Raw genomic sequence first — 19,779 nt, 5'->3', positions numbered from 1 at the left:
TAGGGCGATCATCGGATCGTCCTTTTTTCCTTTACTATAGCAGACGATTATCGCGTTAATCGGCTGTCATTTACTTACTAAAACGGGCATGCTATACTCACAGAGGAAGGTGGGGAAGCATGCGGAGGAAAAGAGACAAAACGATGCATCCAGCGGCGGAGGCGGCGTTGGACTATGTGTACGTTCTTGCCGGCGCGGCGATCGTCGCGGTGGCGTTTAACGTGTTTTTGCTGCCGAATCGGATCGCCTCGGGCGGGGTAAGCGGCGTGAGCACGATTGTGCACGCCTTGTTTGGCATTGAGCCGGCCTACGTCCAATGGGCACTCAACATTCCGCTGTTTATCGCCGGCGTCGTGCTGCTGGGCCGGCAATTTGGCGCGAAAACGTTCGTCGGGACAGTGTTTTTGCCGCTTGTCGTCTACATGACGAAAGAGATGGAACCGGCGACGGCCAATCCGCTTCTTGGCGCGATCTTTGGCGGCATCGGCGTCGGGCTCGGCCTTGGCATTGTATTTCGCGGCCGCGCTTCGACGGGCGGCACCGATTTGGCGGCGCAAATCATCCATAAATATACCGGGCTGTCGCTTGGGATGTGCGTCATTTTGATCGATGGCTTGATCGTCTTGACCGCAGCGTTTGTGTTTGACATTGAGCGAGCGCTGTATGCTTTGATTGCGTTGTATGTGACAAGCAAAACGATCGATCTCGTCCAAGTTGGCCTTGGCTATTCGAAAATTGCCTTGATTATCACCAAGGAAGAAGAAAAAGTGCGGCGCGCCATTTTGCATGAAATCGATCGCGGGGTGACGCGGCTGCCGGCGTACGGCGGCTACACCGAACACGAAAGGCCGGTGTTGATGTGCGTCGTCGCTCAATCGGAGTTCACAAAATTGAAACAAATCGTGCGAACCATTGATCCAACCGCGTTTGTCGTCGTTGCCAACGCCGCCGAAGTGCTCGGGGAAGGATTTCAACGTACGTAAAACGGACGAAATCGGTTATAATAAGTGAAGAACTGAATTTATGTTTTTAGGGGGAGTTCACCATGAAATGGAAATTGGCTACTCTGTTTCTTGGCGCTTCGCTCGCGCTGGCAGCATGTGGCGGTGGCGAGGATAACGCCGGGGAGCAAAACGGTGGCAATGCGGGCGGCGGAGGGGACACCGTTGCTGCTGCTGAGCAAGTATATCAACAAAACTGTGCATCATGTCATGGGCAAGACCTCTCTGGCGGGGTTGGCCCGAACTTGCAAAAAGTCGGAAGCAAATATTCGGCGGATGAAATTAAAGATGTCATCGCCAACGGCCGCGGCGCTATGCCGGGGGGAATCATTAAAGGTGAAGACGCCGACAAAGTGGCTGAATGGCTTGCCGCGAAAAAATAATGCATGAACAAGCACCGTCCAGTTTGTTTCAGGAACTGGACGGTATTTTATTGCATTTGTTAGGTCTTTTCCCCTAGTTTTACTGTTGTCCCCTATTTGAAATATAAATGTAAAATTCGACAACAGAAAATCGTGCTATAATAAACCTTGCGGAATTTTGTATGATTCATTCGAAACAGCTCGAGGAATGACAGCAAGTGAGTCGAAAAATAGGTGATTATGATGATTGAAATGCAGGATGTGTACAAGACATATCCAAATGGGGTTGTGGCGCTAAACGGCGTCAATGTCCGGATTAAGCAGGGAGAATTTGTCTATGTCGTTGGCCCCAGCGGAGCGGGCAAATCGACGTTCATTAAAATGATGTACCGCGAGGAAAAGCCGACGAGCGGCAAAATTATCGTCAGCGGCGTGAACCTCGCCAAAATCAAAGACAGCAAAGTCCCGTTGCTGCGCCGCAACATCGGCGTCGTGTTTCAAGATTTCAAGCTGCTTCCGAAGCTCAATGTCTACGAAAATGTCGCGTTTGCGTTGGAAGTCATTGAAGAATCGCCGAAAGTGATCCGCAAAAAAGTGATGGAAGTCCTTGATCTCGTCGGCCTCAAACATAAAGTCCGCTCTTACCCGAACGAGCTATCTGGGGGCGAACAGCAGCGCGTCTCGATCGCCCGCTCGATTGTCAATTCCCCGAAAATCGTCATTGCCGATGAACCGACAGGAAATTTGGATCCAGAAACGTCATGGGATATTATGGAGCTATTTGGGAAAATCAACGATCGGGGCACGACGATTGTAATGGCCACCCACAACAAGGAAATTGTCAACGCCACCCGTCGGCGCGTCATCGCCATCGAAAACGGGAAAATCGTCCGTGACGAGGCGAAGGGAGAATACGGTTATGACGCTTAACACGTTCAAGCGCCACGTTCGGGAGAGTGTCAAAAGCCTTGGCCGCAACGGCTGGATGACGTTTGCCTCCGCGAGCGCCGTCACGGTGACGCTATTGCTTGTCGGTGTCTTTTTTGTCGTCATGTTCAACATTAACTACTTTGCGAAAAAAGTTGAAAATGACGTGGAAATTCGCGTCCATATCGATTTGACCGCTGACGCCAAAGACAAGGAAGCGCTGCGGGGGCGGATTGAAGCCATTCCGAATGTGAAAGAAGTCCGCTATTCATCAAAAGATGAAGAGCTGAAGCGGTTGATTGAAAGCATGGGCGAGGAAGGCTCGTCATTCCGTCTGTTTGAGCAGGACAACCCGTTAAGCGATGTGTATGTCGTGAAGGCAGCTCATCCGCAAGATACCGTCAAAATTGCGAAGCGAATTGAAACGTTCCCGTCTGTCCATAAAGTCAATTATGGCCAAGGGACGATTGAAAAGCTGTTTGATGCGCTGAAAGTTATGCGCAACGTCGGGCTCGTGCTCATTCTCGGCCTGTTGTTTACGGCGATGTTTTTAATTTCCAACACGATTAAAATCACGATTTTCGCCCGCCGCCGCGAAATTGAAATCATGCGGCTCGTCGGGGCGACAAACGGCTTCATCCGCTGGCCGTTTTTCCTTGAAGGGCTATGGCTTGGGGTGCTCGGTTCTATCGTTCCGATCGCTGTACTGGCGCTCGTCTATTACAATGTGTACCGCCTATATGAGCAACAGTTTTCACTGCAGCTTTTTGAACTTTTGCCGTTTTCTCCATTCATTTGGCAGCTGAGTGTTTTGTTGCTGGCCATTGGCGCGGTAATCGGCGTCTGGGGAAGCGTTATGTCCGTGCGCAAGTTTTTGAAAGTGTAGAAATAAAGACTGATAGGGAGAGGGGATAGGCAATGAAAAAGAAAAGCATGTTGGCGCTCGCCGTTGCCGGGGCGCTCGGACTGGGCATTCTCCCGCCGGCGGCGAACGCTGTCAGCACGCGCGAGATTGAGCAAAAGCAGAATGAAGTGAATTCGCTGCGCTCGAAGCGGTCCGATGTCGAGCAAAAGATCAACGAGGCGCAAAAAACGATCGAATCGCTTCGGTCGCAGCAAACTCAAGTGGCCAACGACATTGAAAAACTCAACGCCGCCATTGAAGAAACGAGCGGCAAAATCCGCAACGTCAGCAAAAACATTGATGAAACCGAACGGGCGATTGAGAAGCTGAAACAAGAGATTGCCGAAATCCAAGAACGGATTGAAAAGCGAAACGAAATTTTAAAAGCGCGGATGCGTTCGCTTCAGGAAAGCGGCGGGGCGGTCAGCTATTTGGAAGTGCTGCTTGGCGCCCAAAGCTTCAGCGACTTTATCGACCGGATGAGCGCCGTCACCACGATTATGGAAGCCGACCAGCAAATCATCCGCGAGCAGGAAGCGGACAAGGCGCTGAAAGAGAAAAAAGAAACCGAACTGACCGAAAAACGGAACAAGCTGCAAGCGGACTTGCAAGAATTGAAGCAGCTGCAAGCCGAGCTTGCCGCCCAGCTGGAACAGAAAAACCGTCTCATGGCTGATTTGAAACGAAAAGAACAGGAAGAGCATGACCATAAAATGGCGCTTGAAGAGGAAAAAGAATTGATCGCGAAGCAAGAAGCGGCTGTTAAGCAGCAGCTTGCCGAACTCGAGCGGCAAAAACGGGCGGAGGCGGAAGCCGCCCGGCAAGGTGGACGTACATATTCGCAACCGAATAGCGGAACGCCATCTGGTGGCAGCACCCCGCCTGTGTCGAGCGGCGCTTTCACCCGTCCGGCCAACGGGCCGATCACATCCGGCTTTGGCTACCGGTTTGGCGGCACCGATTTTCACCCAGGGGTTGACATCGGCAAGCGCGCCCCGGTCGTTCCGGTTGTCGCGGCCGCCGATGGGGTTGTGTTCCGATCCTACTATTCTAGCAGCTATGGCAACGTCATTTTTGTCAGCCATGTCATCAACGGACAAACGTACACAACCGTCTACGCCCATCTCGAGGCGCGCCTGGCCGGGGAAGGACAGCGCGTCCGCAAAGGCCAGGTGATCGGCTACATGGGCAATACCGGCCATTCGTTCGGCCCGCACCTTCACTTTGAATTGCACCGCGGCGGCTGGAACGTAGGAAAAACGAATGCGGTCGATCCGCGCGGTTACATCGCTTTCTAAATTAAGAAAGAAATTCTCCTATACGCAACTTGTCTGTCTATAGGGCGGACAAGCTGCGTATTTTTTTTGTCATTCGTTCGTGTCGACTGCCGGTGAAACACGGCCATTTTCCTCCAACAAGTATTGGCAGCCGCCATAAAAAATCGGATTTTAACAGGCTTCTCAACTTGAGAAAAGCACGTTTTGGGCAGGACTCTCATGAAATTAACAGTCTTCCGGGCGGGGGCGCGGCCATTAAAAATGCCTTGTCTTTTTCTTCGGTTCTCGACTTCACAGCCGGTCTACACGTCATTTCTCTTGACCTTGTACCTTAGTACACCGTTTATAATGGGAAACAACGAGGAGAAACGTTTCGTCATGGTGAGGAGGGAGAACGGACGAAATGGTCAAACCATCGTTTTGGGCGGTGCTGGCGCTGCTCAGCTGCCCGTGCCATTTGGTGCTTGTTCTGCCGCTGTTGGCCGGAACATCGGCCGGTGCGTATTTGACCCGGCACCAAAGTCTTGCTGTTGGTCTTTTGGCGGTGTTATGTTTCGTTTCACTGACAATGATATTTTACAGGCGAAAGCCAAAACCGTCAGGCGAAACGGCCGGCTGCTCCCCGGGGAAAACGGGAAACGGCGATGAGGCGTGCTGTGCTCCGTTCAGGCAGGAGTGACGTTCGTGTTTTTTTGTGGTAGGAGCCGCCTTTTTGCTCAAAACTAGGAAAGACCACTTTTCATTAAGGAGTGTTTGTGACCATGAAAACGTACCGAATGAATGTGCAAGGCATGACATGCACCGGTTGTGAACAACATGTCACTGCAGCGCTGGAGGCGATCGGGGCCAAGCAGATTGACGTCAGCTTCCGGCGCGGTGAAGCGGTATTCGCGCTTCCTGATGGCACGGAGATTGGCCTGGCGAAACAAGCGGTCCGAAACGCTCATTACGAGCCGGGGGATATCGAGGAGATCACCGTGCCAGCCACCCCTTCCTTCGATGGCGGGGGAGAGTATGATTACATCGTCATCGGTTCCGGCGGGGCCGCGTTTTCCTCGGCGATCGAAGCGGTGAAATACGGGGCGAAAGTAGCCATGGTCGAACGCGGCACGGTCGGGGGGACGTGCGTCAATATCGGCTGCGTGCCGTCAAAGACGTTGCTTCGGGCTGGGGAAATCAATGCGTTGGCGCGCAATCACCCGTTTCTCGGCCTGCACACCTTTGCCGGTCCGGTGGACTTGGCGCCGTTAGTGAAGCAAAAAAATGAATTGGTCGGACAGCTTCGCCAAGCGAAGTATGCGGATTTAATCGCGGAGTACGGGTTCGATTTCATCCAAGGGGAAGCCCGATTCGTCGGACGTCAAACGATTGACGTCAACGGCCAAACGCTGTCGGCGAAACGGTTTTTGATTGCGACGGGCGCTTCCCCGGCTGTGCCGGACATTCCGGGGCTCCATGATGTCGATTACTTGACAAGCACGACGCTGCTTGAGCTGAAAAAGGTGCCGAAGCGGCTTGCTGTCATCGGCGCCGGTTACATCGGGATGGAGTTGGGGCAGCTGTTCCACCATCTTGGCTCCGAGGTGACATTGATGCAGCGGAGCCCGCGCCTCTTGAAAGCGTATGACCCGGAAATTTCCGAAGCGGTGGCAGAGGCGCTCGCGGAACAAGGCATCCGCGTCATCACGGGCGCTTCGTTTGAACGGGTCGAACAAAACGGAAACACGAAAAACGTATATGTGAACGTAGACGGGCGCACCCGGGTCATCGAAGCGGACGAACTGCTTGTGGCGACGGGGAGAACGCCGAATACAGCCGCGTTGAACTTGCCGGCAGCCGGTGTGGACGTCGGGGCGCGCGGGGAGATTTTGATTGACGAATACGCGCGGACGACGAACCCGTACATTTATGCGGCAGGCGATGTCACGCTTGGCCCGCAGTTTGTCTATGTCGCAGCCTATCAAGGCGCCGTTGCCGCAGCCAATGCCGTCGGCGGATTGAACAAGCGCTGGGATACGGCCGTTGTTCCGGCGGTGACGTTCACCCATCCGGCCATCGCCACCGTCGGGTTGACTGAGCAACAGGCGAAAGAAAACGGGTATGACGTGAAAACGTCTGTCTTGCCGCTTGAGGCGGTGCCGCGCGCGATCGTCAACCGGGATACGACAGGACTGTTTAAACTCGTGGCTGAGGCGCGCACGGGCAAGCTGTTAGGCGCCCATGTTGTGGCAGACAATGCCGGTGATGTCATTTATGCCGCCACGTTGGCGATTCAGTTCGGATTAACGATTGACGATCTTCGCAGCACGTTGGCTCCGTATTTAACGATGGCGGAGGGGCTGAAATTAGCGGCGCTGACGTTTGACCAAGATGTTTCGAAGTTATCGTGCTGCGCGGGATGAGGCCTTCGAATGGGGCCGCCGCTTCGCGGACCGTTATGAAGGGGCTGAAACTCATTGCGGTTGCAATGAAGCGGAATAAGAAGCGATCCGTTTGGCCGGGCGCTTCCCGATTCATAACGAAATGTCGGCGCAACGTTCCTATTTCCTTGACCGTGTACGATCGTGCACGGTGGATCCTTTTGGGTGAGGTGGTTATGTGAAACATTACCGCATCGGGGAGCTGGCAGAAAAATGCCATGTCAATAAAGAAACCATTCGGTACTACGAACGGAAGGGGCTCATTCCCGAAACCGAGCGGACGGAAGGCGGATACCGTCTGTATACGGAGGAAACCGTCAGGCGCATCCAGTTTATTAAGCGGTTGCAAGCGCTCGGGTTCACCTTGGCAGAGATTGATAAACTGCTTGGCGTTGTCGATCGGGATCGCGATCGATGCAAAGATATGTACCAATTTGTCGAGCAGAAAATCAAGGAGATCAAGGAGAAGATTCAGGACTTAATGAAAATGGAGGCGATGCTCCTTGAGCTGAAGGCATGTTGCCCCCATGAGGAGAATCTCTACAACTGCCCGATTATTGACTTATTGCTCGAAGGGGCATATGGGCAAGAAAAATAGATTTTCGCGAAAAGACGCGGGGCCGCTTCGACAACTAAGCGACAGAAGCGGATAACTCTAGAAGTCTGGTGAAAAACGGCAGATTCGCTCGAATTGTGAGAAATCACAAGGAATGAAACGATGACGTTGCAAGTTTTCTCAATTTGAGAAAAACTGTTGGAGGCCAGTATTTCCCCTTAAATCACCGGCCTCCTGGAGAGAGGCAGAACAACGGGCCACATGGAAGGGGGGGAACGGGAATGCGAAATACGCGATATTATTGGTTTGCCGGGGCTTTCCTTCTCATGGCAGTTTTGGCGGTAGGATGGTTGGGGGGAAACAAGGCGGCAAAAGAAGGGGATGCCATCCACATTCGTGTGAAAGATATCGAGGGAAACACAGTCAACATCGATGACGAGAAACCAGCGCCTCATGCAAAGGAGCTGTACAGTTTTTCCGGGACCGGGGGATCGAATGTGAAGAAATTGACGTCCTTTCTGATCCGCAGGCCATGGATGAAATGATCCGGATTTCAGGGGCGGTCACGACCCCGGTGATCATCATCGGAAACGAAGTGATGGTTGGTTGGAATCGGAGCAAAGTGGAAAAGGCGCTTCAGGCAGACTGAGGATCACATAAAGATGTGGAAGCATGGAGGAGTGAGGTATGGCCGGGTGTTGCAGTTTGCCTCCAAATTGGCGAGATCTCATTGAGAACAAGGAGATTTGCCCGAAATGCGCTGCTGCAGGGGTGCCAATAGACGAAGAAGAGATGAGAAACGTTTTGCACAACGATAGTTGGAACTTGGTCATCGAACGGGCAGATTACTTTCGATGCCTTACCTTGCATTGTCCGGTTTCCTTGTTCAGCAAGGTTGATGATATGTGGTTTTGGATGCGGGATATTGTCCCCAATAAACGATGGAAATAAACGGGCGATGGGAGGCGCCGGCAGCTTTCGGCAGCGCCATAGGAAACACATGGGCCATTCCCTGGGGCGTCGCGGCAACGGGAGTCAGGAAATAGGCGGCGGGAAGCCCCAATTAAAATAAAGCTGCTCTCATTAGCCGGGTTCCCGGCTAGTGGGGGCAGCTGTTTGTTTGCTCAAGGGAGATTATTCATCGCGATCGTCATCATTATGATCATCATCGCCGCCTATGTTCCCGCCATTGTCGTTATGGCCTTGGTCGTCATCGTTTTCGTGATCGCCAAGTTGCCCGGTGTTTTCTATGTTGCCTTGGACTTGCTTGACGGAAAGTTTCCGCGCCCGGCCGCTTCCGTATTTCCACTCGAGTTCAAGGCGGAACGGGATGTCAAGAGAAAACAGGGTTTGGATCTTGGCGATAATTTCATCGTTTGACCATGACGGTGACGCTTGCAAATCGTTAATGAGCGATTGGACAGCGTCTTTCGTCACTTGACGGGTCGGGTCTTTGATGAGCAAATGGGAATGGCGGTTTGCCCAATGGTAGCCGATTTTGATTGTTTGATGGGCCGGCGTTTTGATTTGCAGCTCGAGCATAGAGATGACATTAGCCAGCTTTGTTTTTCCTTGCTTTTCGGCTCCGTCTTTGACGCGGTCGTTATCGCTGTCGGCATCTTCGGGCTTGGTGCCAAGCGCCACTTCAGCGCTGTTTGTCAGCCCGTCGCGGTCGGTATCTTCGTCTCCGTCCAAGATTTTATCTTTGTCTGTGTCGTTTTTCGTTGGATTTAGACGGAGGTTGTACTCGACCCGATTGGTTAAGCCGTCGCGGTCATTGTCTTGGTTGGCGACGTTTTTCCCTAGGCCGAGTTTGTATTTCAGCTCCCAATCGTCCGGGATGCCGTCTTTGTTTTTATCGGCCCATTTTGGTTTGGATTGCTGTTTCCCCTTGACTTCAGCGACCGCCCATCCCGGCAGCACAAGCAAGGCAGCTGCAAGACCGCTGATTAGCATCCGTTTCATCCTTTTCTTCCCCCTTTATGGATAATGTAAAGATACGTTCGGCAGCTGGCTGGCATAGCGTAGGCCGCCGTAGCCCCTGTAGCTTTGCGCCGCGCTGTTTCCAACGCTTTGCCTTTTCGCCGTATCCTCTCGCGGGAGAAGAGGCGGCGTTACTGTCACTATAAGTTGTCCATTTGCCGCAGGTAAATCATCCATCTGTCCCATTTTTTTCTCCTGTTTCCCGATTGACAAGCGAAGGCGGGTTTTATATAATTATCTCGAATTCGAGATTTATTGAATAAAGAGAAATGGTTGCGCCCAACGGGGATGAGACAACGCAAAACGGGAATCAATATCGTAGGCCGTGGTGGTGATGGCGCTTGCTGGTTCAGAACAGCACGCGCTTAAGGGCCGATCATTTCTCACAATGAAGGGGTGGAAAAGAATGATTCGCATTGACCGGGCGTCGTCCCGATATCATGCTGATTACGGTTGGCTGAAAACGTACCATAGTTTTTCGTTTGGCGAGTATTACGACCCGAACAACATTCAATTCGGGCCGTTAAGGGTGTTAAACGACGATTTCGTCGCGCCGCTTGCGGGGTTTGGCGCCCATCCGCACCGGGAGATGGAAATTGTGTCGATCGTGTTAAAAGGGTATTTGCAACATGAAGACAGCACCGGGCATAAAGCGGTGACGACGTTTGGCGGCGTGCAGCGGATGTCGGCCGGCACCGGCATCGTCCATTCGGAAGTGAATCCGTCAGCGACGGAGGAAGTGAACTTTTTGCAGCTATGGTTTTTGCCGGAAGAGCACGGGCTCACGCCGTCGTACGAGCGGACCGAATTCCCGGTGGAGAAGATGAAAAACGCGCTGTTGCCGGTTGTGACGAAACATCCGTCTTCCCCGGGGATTGCTCACATTCATCAAGATTTGACGATTTATCTTTCCGATTTGGAAGTTGGGCATGAGCTGACGTTCACTCAGCCTGAAGGGCGAAACATCTTCATCTTTGTCATTGAGGGGGATTTGACGTTAAACGGCGAGGCCCATCTCGAACGGCGCGACGCGGCCCGCATTGCGGACACGCCGGCGCTTCGCCTGGCGACGAATGGGGGAGCGCGGTTCATGCTCATTGATTTACCGAAACAGTAAACGACTCCCGTTTTGCTTGAAGGGAGAGTTTTTCTGGGGATACAAGAAAGGAAGAGAAGAGGCATCGTTCGCCAAAACGGCGGGGGTGCCTCTTTTTTCCGCGCCCGTATGAGTTGAGAAATCAAAACGCAGCGTGTAAACTAGTAGCAGGGATGAGCGGCGTTTCGCCAATGGCAGAAACGCGCGGAAGCATACTCCGTACAAGCCTGACATATGATGGAGATAAAGGCATGGCACGGCGTTCGGGCGGTGCTTTTCCTTTTACGCATAGGGTGAGGAGGAAAGAAACGTGAAAAAAACGACAACGGCCGTACTGATGGTCATCTCGATGCTGATCGGGGCCGGCGGGACGTATGCCGGCTTGCAGTTGGCCGGCGGAGCGGAAGACGGACCGATGCCGGTGGCCATTTCCGAGGAACTGTCCAAGACGGCCGGCGATCATGAAGAAATGAAAAAAATTCGCCAGGCGTATGAACTCATCAAAAACCGGTACGTGGAAAAAGTCGATGAGAAAACATTGACGGAAGGCGCCATTCAAGGGATGATCGGCACGCTGGATGACCCGTATTCCGTCTATATGGATGCAGAGACGACCGAGCAGTTCAACGAATCGCTCGATTCATCGTTTGAAGGGATCGGCGCTGAAGTGAGCATGATTGACGGCAAAGTAACGATCGTGGCGCCGATTAAAAATTCGCCCGCGGAAAAAGCGGGGTTGAAGCCGAATGATCAAATTTTGCGCGTCAACGGGGAAAGCCTGGAAGGGCTTGATTTGTATGAAGCGGTACTGAAAATCCGCGGCAAAAAAGGGACGACAGTAGAACTTGAGATTTTGCGGCCGGGCGCGAAAAATGTGATGAAAGTGAAAGTTGTCCGCGACGAAATTCCGATTCAGACGGTATATGAGTCGATCAAAACGTATGATGGCAAAAAGGCCGGGTATTTGCAAATTACGTCGTTCTCGGAAAATACGGCCGCCGATTTCAAAAAGAAACTGGCCGAGCTTGAAGCTGAGCAGATTGACGGTTTGATCATCGATGTGCGCGGCAATCCGGGCGGCTATTTGCAAAGCGTGGAAGAAATTTTAAAGCAGCTCGTTCCGAAAGGAAAACCGTACGTGCAAATTGAGGAGCGCGACGGTGACAGGCAAAAGTTTTACTCCGACTTGACGACGAAAAAGCCGTACCCGATCGTCGTGCTTATTGACAACGGAAGCGCGTCGGCGTCAGAAATTTTAGCCGGGGCGATGAAAGAAGCGGGCGGCTACAAGCTCGTCGGTGAGGCGACGTTCGGCAAGGGGACGGTGCAGCAAGCGATTCCGATGGGCGACGGCAGCAACATTAAGTTGACGCTGTATAAATGGTTGACGCCCGATGGTCATTGGGTTCACGAAAAAGGGATTAAGCCGGATGTGGTAGTAGCTCAGCCGGATTATTTCCACGTTGCTCCGCTTCATGTCGAAAAACCGCTCCAGTATGATATGAACAACGAGCAAATCGCCAATGCGCAAAAAATGTTAAAAGGGCTTGGCTTTGATCCAGGCCGCACTGACGGCTACTTCAGCAAACAGACGGAAACAGCGGTAAAAGCCTTTCAACAAGCGAATAAGCTGCCAGCCAATGGTCGCATCGACGAACAGACAGCCGATGTGCTGCAGGCAAAAATTATGGAAGCCATCCGTGATCCGCAGCATGATGTGCAGCTGAAAGCGGCGTTAAACGTCCTATTCCCATAAACCATAGCCGGGCTCCCGGCAATGGGGGCCCTTTTTGGTGCAAAAAAAAACGCCCTGCACGGGGCAGAGCGCGCACGGGCCGTCAAACGAACAAACCCATCACCCGCCCGAGGCCGCGTCGCTTCCGCTTTGGCTCATTCGGTGTGTCATGGGAAGAAGGCGGCTGTTTGTTCAGCTGCTGTTCAAGACGGGCGACAAGCTGTTCGAGGGCGGTGAGGCGGGCGGTGATTTCTTCCATTTCTTGGCGATGATGAAGCAATTGGATCGAAACAACGTCATCGGCTTTTTGTTCCAGTTGTCGTTCGAGTTGCTCAAGGCGTGAGGATACGCGTTCGATTTCCGGTTCGACATATCCTTGGAATAAAGTGTGAATGGGAACGTTCGGCGGCGGTGTCGAGGGACGGTCGGAAGCCGGGGGCGCTTCGAGTGCCGCGCCTTGTTCAAATTTGACCCGCTCAAGCAGGGCGACCGTTTTTTCGTCAAACAAGTAGTGACCGGCTTCATTTTTCTGCAGCGGAATATTGTATTTCCGCACCCAGCGCTGAACCGTTTTGGGCGACACTCCGAGACGGGCGGCAACGTCAGGCGTTTTTAATTCCATCGTTCCACTCCTCCTTTTTCATCTTCTGTTATATCCTTTTTCTATGTTCATCGAAAATCCTGCCTGACCGACAAAACTAGTGCTCATTCGGCAAAGAAAGTGGAAAACGGCACAAATTCGCCATCCGGACAAAAAAGATGGCGGCAGGCATGGGATTTGTTCCGGCCGTTTGGTAGAATAAAAGATATAGACTGATGAACGAAGCGGGGGGAAGCGGATGGCAACATGGGGGTTGGAATGGCTGGAAGGGATTGCGGGCGTATGGCGGCAGCCGCTCCTTTATTATGGTATTCTTTTAGCCCTTGCCGCCGGATGGCGACGAGTAAAGCGGGAGCGTCGTGATTTTCATGTGCGCGTTCATCGGATGGGGCAAGAATGGCGCGGGCTTTGGACGTGGGGATGGGCAGCGGGCGCTGTGCTGTCCGCCGTTGCGTCCGGCATCGGGCTCGCGTTGCCGCCGGGTGCGGTGTGGGCGGTGACGGGGTTGACGATCCTGCTCGGCTTGACGATGGAGGCGCGCCTCCTTTCACCGGCCTATACGGTGGGCGGAGCGCTCGTCTTGCTCGGCTTGGCGGGGTCAAGCGGGCTTGCCGCCCGTCTGTTGCCGGACGGCGCGGCGGATGGGGGGGCGCTTGCCGCCCTGCTTGTGTTGCTGCTGTTGGCGGAAGGATGGCTCATCCTCCGTTCGCAAAACGGGGCGGCCTCGCCGCAGCTTGCGAGAAGCAAGCGCGGGATGATCGTCGGCATGCAGTGGACGCAGCGGTTTTGGTTTGTGCCGGTCGTGCTGCCGGTACCGGGCGGCGGGCTGGACGCTTCGTGGTGGCCGCTTATTCCGGCCGGGAACGGCTATTCGTTTTGGCTTGTGCCGTTTCTTCTCGGCTTTTCACAGCGCCGGCAGCACGTGCTGCCGGCGGAAGCAGCCCGGGAAGAGGGGCGGCGCGTGCTTCGCCTCGCCTGGCTTGCCGCCGTGCTGGCTGTCCCGGGGATCTGGCATCCGTTGCTGGCGGCCGCTGCAGGAGCTGCAGCCATCATCGGGCGGGAGTGGATCGCCTTTTCCGGTCACCGCGCCGACCGCGCCCGCCCGCCCCGGTTTGCCCGCCATGCGCAAGGTGTGGTGATCGTCGGGGTGCTTCCGAATTCCAAAGCGGAAAAAATGGGACTGCGCATCGGGGAAGTGGTTGTGAAGGCAAACGGTGTTCCCGTGCAGACGGAGGCCGAGTTTTACGAGGCGCTCCAGCGCAACCGCGCGTTTTGCAAGCTGGAAGTCATCAGCCATAACGGCGAGATCCGCTTCGTCCAAGGAGCGGTGTATGAAGACGGCCACCATGAACTTGGCCTGCTGTTCGTCCATCACCGGGGCGCTTCGGCGTCCGAAGCTGTGTCGTAAAGGAGACTAGACGCGTATGTGGTTTCTCGCTGCCCTTGTCATCCCGTGCCTTCTGATGTTGCTGTTTGCGCGGGTGACGTACAACCGTTACATTGCGTTGTTGTTGACCGTTGCCTTGCTTGTCGCTTCATATGCCAAAGGGTATACGGATGAGCTGCACGAAATCGTCGCCGATATTGCGTCAACGATTGCCGGCTTTCTGTTGGCGGGGCGCATGCTGGACAACTTAAAGAAATGACGAAAAAGCGGACCCCGGCTGAAGCGGTCCGCTTTTTCGTCCACGCGGCCGGAAGCGGCCTGGCACAATGGAAATCGCTGTGCGGATTGGTACGAATATTAGTTCGCGTTTTTTGTGCATCTGCGCAGAGGATATGATACAATGGGGAAAGATGGATTGAAGAAGGAGGAGAAACGGTGGACAACCGTTTTCAATTAGTGTCACCATACAAACCGCAAGGCGATCAGCCGCAAGCGATTGAGAAACTAGTCGAAGGCGTCAAGGGCGGGGGAAAGCACCAAACGTTGCTGGGGGCGACGGGGACGGGCAAAACGTTTACGATCTCGAACGTGATCGCCCAAGTGAACAAGCCGACGCTCGTCATCGCCCACAACAAGACGCTTGCCGGTCAATTGTACAGCGAGCTGAAAGAATTTTTTCCGCATAACGCCGTCGAATATTTTGTCAGCTATTACGATTACTATCAGCCGGAGGCGTACGTGCCGCAGACGGATACGTACATTGAAAAGGACGCGAAAATCAACGATGAAATCGACAAATTGCGCCACTCGGCAACATCGGCGTTGTTTGAGCGCCGGGACGTCATTATCGTTGCCAGCGTCTCCTGCATTTACGGCTTAGGGTCGCCGGAAGAATATCGCGAACTTGTCGTTTCACTGCGCGTCGGGATGGAAATCGAGCGCAACGTGCTGCTGCGGCGGCTCGTCGACATTCAGTACGACCGCAATGACATCGACTTTCGGCGCGGCACGTTCCGTGTCCGCGGCGATGTGGTGGAAATTTTCCCGGCGTCGCGCGATGAACATTGCATTCGCGTCGAATTTTTCGGCGATGAAATTGAGCGCATCCGCGAGGTGGACGCGCTCACCGGCGAAGTGCTCGGCGAGCGCGAGCATGTCGCCATTTTCCCGGCGTCGCACTTCGTCACGCGCGAGGAGAAAATGCGGATTGCGATCGAGAACATTGAAAAAGAGCTGGAAGAGCGGCTCGCCGAGCTGCGCGGACAAGGGAAGCTTTTGGAGGCGCAGCGGCTGGAGCAGCGGACGCGCTACGATTTGGAAATGATGCGCGAGATGGGCTTTTGTTCCGGGATTGAAAACTATTCGCGCCATTTGGCGCTCCGGCCGCCGGGGTCGACGCCGTATACGCTGCTTGACTACTTTCCGGACGATTTTTTGATCATCATTGATGAGTCGCACGTCACCTTGCCGCAGCTGCGCGGCATGTACAACGGCGACCGGGCGCGCAAGCAAGTGCTCGTCGACCACGGCTTCCGTCTGCCGTCGGCGCTGGACAACCGGCCGCTCACGTTTGAAGAGTTCGAACAAAAAATCAACCAAATCATTTACGTCTCGGCGACGCCGGGGCCGTACGAGCTCGAACATAGCCCGGGAGTCGTTGAACAAATCATCCGCCCGACCGGGCTGTTGGATCCGACGATTGACGTCCGTCCGATCGAAGGGCAAATTGACGATTTGATCGGGGAAATCCGCGAACGCGTCGAGCGGAACGAGCGGACGTTGGTCACGACGCTGACGAAAAAGATGGCGGAAGATTTGACCGATTACTTGAAAGAAGCGGGCATCAAAGTCGCCTATTTGCATTCGGAAATTAAGACGCTTGAGCGCATTGAAATCATCCGCGATTTGCGGCTTGGCAAATACGATGTGTTGGTCGGCATCAACTTGCTGCGGGAAGGGCTCGATATTCCCGAGGTGTCGCTGGTCGCCATTTTGGATGCTGACAAAGAAGGGTTTTTGCGCTCGGAGCGTTCGCTCATTCAGACGATCGGCCGTGCGGCGCGCAACGCGAACGGCCATGTGATCATGTACGCCGATACGGTCACGAAATCGATGGAAATCGCCATTCAAGAAACGAAGCGGCGCCGGGCGATTCAAGAAGAATACAACCGGAAACATGGCATCGTGCCGCGGACGATCCAAAAAGACATTCGCGATGTCATCCGCGCAACGTACGCGGCCGAGGAGACGGAAACGTACGAGGCGAAGCCGGCGGCTGCCAACATGACGAAACAAGACCGGGAAGAGCTGATTCGCAAGCTCGAAGCGGAGATGAAAGAAGCGGCCAAAGCGCTTGACTTCGAGCGGGCCGCCCAGCTGCGCGATGTCATTTTCGAGTTGAAAGCGGAAGGATGATGGCCGGGTGAACGGAACGGAGAAAATTGTTGTCAAAGGGGCGCGCGCCCATAACTTGAAAAACATTGACGTCGAAATCCCGCGCGGCAAGCTCGTCGTTTTGACCGGGCTGTCCGGGTCGGGGAAGTCGTCGCTCGCGTTTGATACGATTTACGCCGAAGGGCAGCGGCGCTACGTCGAATCGCTGTCGGCGTACGCCCGCCAGTTTTTAGGGCAGATGGACAAGCCGGATGTCGATGCGATTGAAGGGTTGTCGCCCGCCATTTCGATCGACCAAAAAACGACGAGCCGCAACCCGCGTTCAACGGTCGGCACGGTGACGGAAATTTACGACTATTTGCGGCTGCTGTTTGCCCGCATCGGCCGGCCGGTCTGTCCGACGCACGGCATTGAGATCCAATCGCAGACGATCGAGCAAATGGTCGACCGGCTGCTCGCCTACCCGGAGCGGACGAAAATGCAAATTTTGGCGCCGGTCGTCTCCGGACGGAAAGGGACGCACGCCAAGACATTGGAGGATATTCGCAAGCAAGGGTATGTGCGCGTCCGCATTGACGGCGAGATGCGCGAGGTGACGGAAGACATTGAGCTTGAGAAAAATAAAAAGCATTCGATTGAGGTCGTCGTCGACCGGGTTGTGATGAAAGACGGCATCGCGGCCAGGCTTGCCGATTCGTTGGAGACGGCGCTAAAGCTCGCGGACGGCAAAGTCATCGTCGATGTGATCGGCGAAGGCGAGCTGCTGTTTAGCGAAAAGCACGCCTGCCCGTATTGCGGCTTTTCGATTGGCGAGCTCGAGCCGCGGCTGTTTTCGTTCAACAGCCCGTACGGCGCCTGCCCGGACTGCGACGGGCTCGGGGCGAAGCTTGAAGTCGATCTCGATTTAGTCATCCCAAACGAGGAGCTGACGTTAAAAGAGCACGCCATCGCCCCGTGGGAGCCGCAAAGCTCGCAATATTACCCGCAGCTGCTGGAGGCCGTGTGCCGCCATTACGGCATTCCGATGGACGTGCCGGTGAAAGATTTGCCGAAAGAGCAGCTGGACAAACTTTTGTACGGCAGCGGCGGGGAGCCGATTCATTTTCGCTATACGACCGATTTCGGCCAAGTGCGCGAGCAATACGTCCCGTTTGAAGGCGTCGTCCCGAACGTCGAGCGCCGCTACCGGGAGACAAGCTCCGATTACATCCGCGAGCAGATGGAAAAATATATGGCCGAACAAGCTTGTCCGACGTGTAAAGGATACCGGCTGAAAAAAGAAAGTCTCGCCGTTTTGGTTGGGGGCAAGCATATCGGCGAAGTCACCGCCATGTCGGTGACCGAGGCGCTCGCGTTCTTTGACGGGCTCGAACTGACGGAAAAAGAAACGCAAATCGCCCGCCTCATTTTGCGGGAAATTCGCGACCGGCTCGGCTTTTTGCAAAACGTCGGCCTCGACTACTTGACGCTCAGCCGCTCGGCCGGGACGCTCTCCGGCGGCGAGGCGCAGCGCATCCGCCTGGCGACGCAAATCGGCTCGCGACTGACCGGCGTGTTGTACGTGCTCGATGAGCCGTCGATCGGCCTTCATCAGCGCGACAACGACCGTTTGATCGCGACGCTGAAAAGCATGCGCGACCTCGGCAATACGCTCATTGTCGTGGAACATGACGAGGATACGATGTTGGCGGCCGATTATTTGATCGACATCGGCCCGGGGGCGGGCATTCACGGCGGGGAAGTCGTCGCCGCCGGCACGCCGGAAGAGGTGATGAACGACCCGAACTCGCTCACCGGCCAATATTTATCCGGGAAAAAGTTCATCCCGATTCCGGCTGAGCGGCGCCGGCCGGACGGGCGCTGGATTGAGGTCATCGGCGCGCGGGAGCACAATTTGAAAAACGTATCGGTGAACATCCCGCTCGGCACGTTTGTCGCTGTTACCGGGGTGTCGGGTTCGGGCAAAAGCACGCTCGTCAACGAAGTGCTCTACAAGGCGCTCGCGCAAAAGCTCAACCGGGCGAAAGCCAAACCGGGCGAGCACCGCGACATTCGCGGGCTCGAGCATCTCGATAAAGTGATTGACATCGACCAGTCGCCGATCGGCCGCACCCCAAGATCGAACCCGGCAACGTACACCGGGGTGTTTGACGACATCCGCGAGGTGTTTGCCTCGACGAACGAAGCGAAAGTGCGCGGCTACAAAAAAGGGCGCTTCAGCTTCAACGTCAAAGGCGGGCGCTGCGAGGCGTGCCATGGCGACGGGATCATCAAAATTGAGATGCACTTTTTGCCCGATGTATACGTCCCGTGCGAAGTGTGCCACGGCAAACGGTACAACCGCGAGACGCTGGAAGTGACGTACAAAGGGAAAACGATCGCCGATGTGCTTGACATGACGGTCGAAGATGCGCTCGACTTTTTCGCCTCGATTCCGAAAATTAAGCGCAAGCTTGAGACGCTCTATGATGTCGGCCTCGGCTATATGAAACTCGGCCAGCCGGCGACGACGCTTTCGGGCGGCGAGGCGCAGCGCGTCAAGCTTGCCGCGGAGCTGCACCGGCGCTCGAACGGCCGGACGCTCTACATCTTGGATGAGCCGACGACCGGGCTGCATGTCGATGACATTTCCCGGCTGCTTGACGTGCTTCATCGGCTCGTCGATAACGGCGACACGGTGCTCGTCATCGAGCATAACTTAGACGTCATCAAAACGGCCGACTACATCATTGACTTAGGTCCGGAAGGCGGCGACCGCGGCGGGCAAATCGTCGCCGCCGGCACGCCGGAAGAGGTGGCCGGGGTCGAGGCATCGCACACCGGCCGCTACTTACGACCGATTCTCGAGCGCGACCGGGCGCGCATGCAGGCGCGCTATGAGGCGGCGAAGGCGTGATGGGCCGGCCGAACTTGACGGATGACCGAAGCGGCAAAGGCGCAGCGCCTTTGCCGCTTCTTTTTGCGCAGGAACGCGGGGAATGTCGTTGCATCGATGCCAATGGCGGGCGTTTAGAGCGCTCTATTTTTCACGCGTTTGCGGTTTTGCGCAGACTGGGGCGCATGGGATGGCTTAGTGGACAGCTCGCTGCAAGGCGAAGATTTGAACCATCTCCTCCCATGAACAGATTTCCGAAAG

General features: G+C 54.8%; 19 protein-coding genes and 1 riboswitch. Of the genes, 17 read left to right on the top strand and 2 right to left on the bottom strand.

All coding sequences use genetic code 11. The features are described from left to right. The first annotated feature begins 119 nt into the window (after window positions 1-119). From M493_RS15050 to M493_RS19115, 11 genes are all read left to right on the top strand, one after another. Complete coding sequence (locus M493_RS15050) at window positions 120-983, top strand: YitT family protein (protein WP_020961239.1); 864 nt, start codon at window positions 120-122, stop codon at window positions 981-983. Window positions 984-1,045: 62 nt separating this feature from the next. Continuing rightward, a complete protein-coding gene (cccB, locus tag M493_RS15045; RefSeq protein WP_020961238.1) occupies window positions 1,046-1,384 on the top strand; it encodes a cytochrome c551 in 339 nt (112 codons plus the stop codon). A gap of 222 nt (window positions 1,385-1,606) precedes the next feature. Next, window positions 1,607-2,293, top strand: a complete 687-nt coding sequence (ftsE, locus tag M493_RS15040; protein ID WP_020961237.1) for a cell division ATP-binding protein FtsE — start codon at window positions 1,607-1,609, stop codon at window positions 2,291-2,293. Continuing rightward, on the top strand, window positions 2,283-3,176 hold the full coding sequence (ftsX, locus tag M493_RS15035; RefSeq protein ID WP_020961236.1) for a permease-like cell division protein FtsX: 894 nt from the start codon (window positions 2,283-2,285) through the stop codon (window positions 3,174-3,176). Before ftsE ends, ftsX begins: the two co-directional genes overlap by 11 nt. Before the next feature lie 32 nt (window positions 3,177-3,208). Then, a complete protein-coding gene (locus M493_RS15030) occupies window positions 3,209-4,492 on the top strand; it encodes a murein hydrolase activator EnvC family protein (RefSeq protein WP_020961235.1) in 1,284 nt (427 codons plus the stop codon). Between the two features lie 382 nt (window positions 4,493-4,874). After that, window positions 4,875-5,150 carry a hypothetical protein gene (locus M493_RS15025; RefSeq protein WP_020961234.1) on the top strand — a complete coding sequence of 92 codons (276 nt, stop codon included), beginning with the start codon at window positions 4,875-4,877 and terminating at the stop codon, window positions 5,148-5,150. An 82-nt stretch (window positions 5,151-5,232) separates the two neighbouring features. After that, a complete protein-coding gene (gene merA, locus M493_RS15020) occupies window positions 5,233-6,873 on the top strand; it encodes a mercury(II) reductase (protein WP_020961233.1) in 1,641 nt (546 codons plus the stop codon). Window positions 6,874-7,069: 196 nt separating this feature from the next. Beyond that, window positions 7,070-7,489, top strand: a complete 420-nt coding sequence (merR, locus tag M493_RS15015; RefSeq protein ID WP_020961232.1) for an Hg(II)-responsive transcriptional regulator — start codon at window positions 7,070-7,072, stop codon at window positions 7,487-7,489. A 239-nt stretch (window positions 7,490-7,728) separates the two neighbouring features. Further along, the gene (locus M493_RS15010; RefSeq protein WP_020961231.1) at window positions 7,729-7,992 is read left to right on the top strand and encodes a hypothetical protein; all 264 of its coding nucleotides are present in this window, start codon (window positions 7,729-7,731) and stop codon (window positions 7,990-7,992) included. Next, window positions 7,938-8,096, top strand: a complete 159-nt coding sequence (locus M493_RS19120) for a glutaredoxin family protein (protein ID WP_081713476.1) — start codon at window positions 7,938-7,940, stop codon at window positions 8,094-8,096. The genes M493_RS15010 and M493_RS19120 overlap by 55 nt, the downstream gene beginning before the upstream one ends. 38 nt (window positions 8,097-8,134) lie before the next feature. Then, window positions 8,135-8,398 carry a hypothetical protein gene (locus tag M493_RS19115; RefSeq protein ID WP_020961229.1) on the top strand — a complete coding sequence of 88 codons (264 nt, stop codon included), beginning with the start codon at window positions 8,135-8,137 and terminating at the stop codon, window positions 8,396-8,398. Between the two features lie 183 nt (window positions 8,399-8,581). Here the strand turns inward: M493_RS19115 and M493_RS15000 are convergent, their stop codons facing one another. After that, window positions 8,582-9,412: a hypothetical protein gene (locus tag M493_RS15000; protein WP_020961228.1), complete on the bottom strand. Its 831-nt coding sequence runs from the start codon at window positions 9,410-9,412 to the stop codon at window positions 8,582-8,584. Between the two features lie 37 nt (window positions 9,413-9,449). Then, window positions 9,450-9,535, bottom strand: a riboswitch (cyclic di-GMP riboswitch). A gap of 301 nt (window positions 9,536-9,836) precedes the next feature. Between M493_RS15000 and M493_RS14995 the strand changes: the two genes are divergently transcribed. Together M493_RS14995 and M493_RS14990 are read left to right on the top strand one after the other, a co-directional pair. Further along, on the top strand, window positions 9,837-10,547 hold the full coding sequence (locus M493_RS14995) for a pirin family protein (protein WP_020961227.1): 711 nt from the start codon (window positions 9,837-9,839) through the stop codon (window positions 10,545-10,547). 289 nt (window positions 10,548-10,836) lie between these two features. Then, window positions 10,837-12,282, top strand: coding sequence for a S41 family peptidase (locus tag M493_RS14990; RefSeq protein ID WP_020961226.1), 1,446 nt, complete (start codon window positions 10,837-10,839; stop codon window positions 12,280-12,282). 82 nt (window positions 12,283-12,364) lie between these two features. Here the strand turns inward: M493_RS14990 and M493_RS14985 are convergent, their stop codons facing one another. After that, window positions 12,365-12,883: a MerR family transcriptional regulator gene (locus M493_RS14985; protein WP_020961225.1), complete on the bottom strand. Its 519-nt coding sequence runs from the start codon at window positions 12,881-12,883 to the stop codon at window positions 12,365-12,367. Between the two features lie 217 nt (window positions 12,884-13,100). Here M493_RS14985 and M493_RS14980 point away from each other — a divergent pair, with 217 nt between their 5' ends. The 4 genes from M493_RS14980 (at window position 13,101) to uvrA (ending at window position 19,539) form a co-directional block, all read left to right on the top strand. Next, window positions 13,101-14,270, top strand: coding sequence for a PDZ domain-containing protein (locus M493_RS14980; RefSeq protein WP_020961224.1), 1,170 nt, complete (start codon window positions 13,101-13,103; stop codon window positions 14,268-14,270). A 16-nt stretch (window positions 14,271-14,286) separates the two neighbouring features. Continuing rightward, window positions 14,287-14,508 (top strand): CsbA family protein, encoded by a 222-nt coding sequence (locus tag M493_RS14975; RefSeq protein ID WP_020961223.1) that lies wholly within the window; start codon window positions 14,287-14,289, stop codon window positions 14,506-14,508. A 176-nt stretch (window positions 14,509-14,684) separates the two neighbouring features. Then, on the top strand, window positions 14,685-16,664 hold the full coding sequence (gene uvrB / locus M493_RS14970; protein WP_020961222.1) for an excinuclease ABC subunit UvrB: 1,980 nt from the start codon (window positions 14,685-14,687) through the stop codon (window positions 16,662-16,664). Window positions 16,665-16,671: 7 nt separating this feature from the next. Further along, window positions 16,672-19,539: an excinuclease ABC subunit UvrA gene (gene uvrA / locus M493_RS14965; protein ID WP_020961221.1), complete on the top strand. Its 2,868-nt coding sequence runs from the start codon at window positions 16,672-16,674 to the stop codon at window positions 19,537-19,539. Window positions 19,540-19,779: the final 240 nt, after the last annotated feature.

Source organism: Geobacillus genomosp. 3 (assembly GCF_000445995.2).
Lineage (GTDB): Bacteria > Bacillota > Bacilli > Bacillales > Anoxybacillaceae > Geobacillus.
This window is presented reverse-complemented; position numbering and strand designations above follow the sequence as displayed.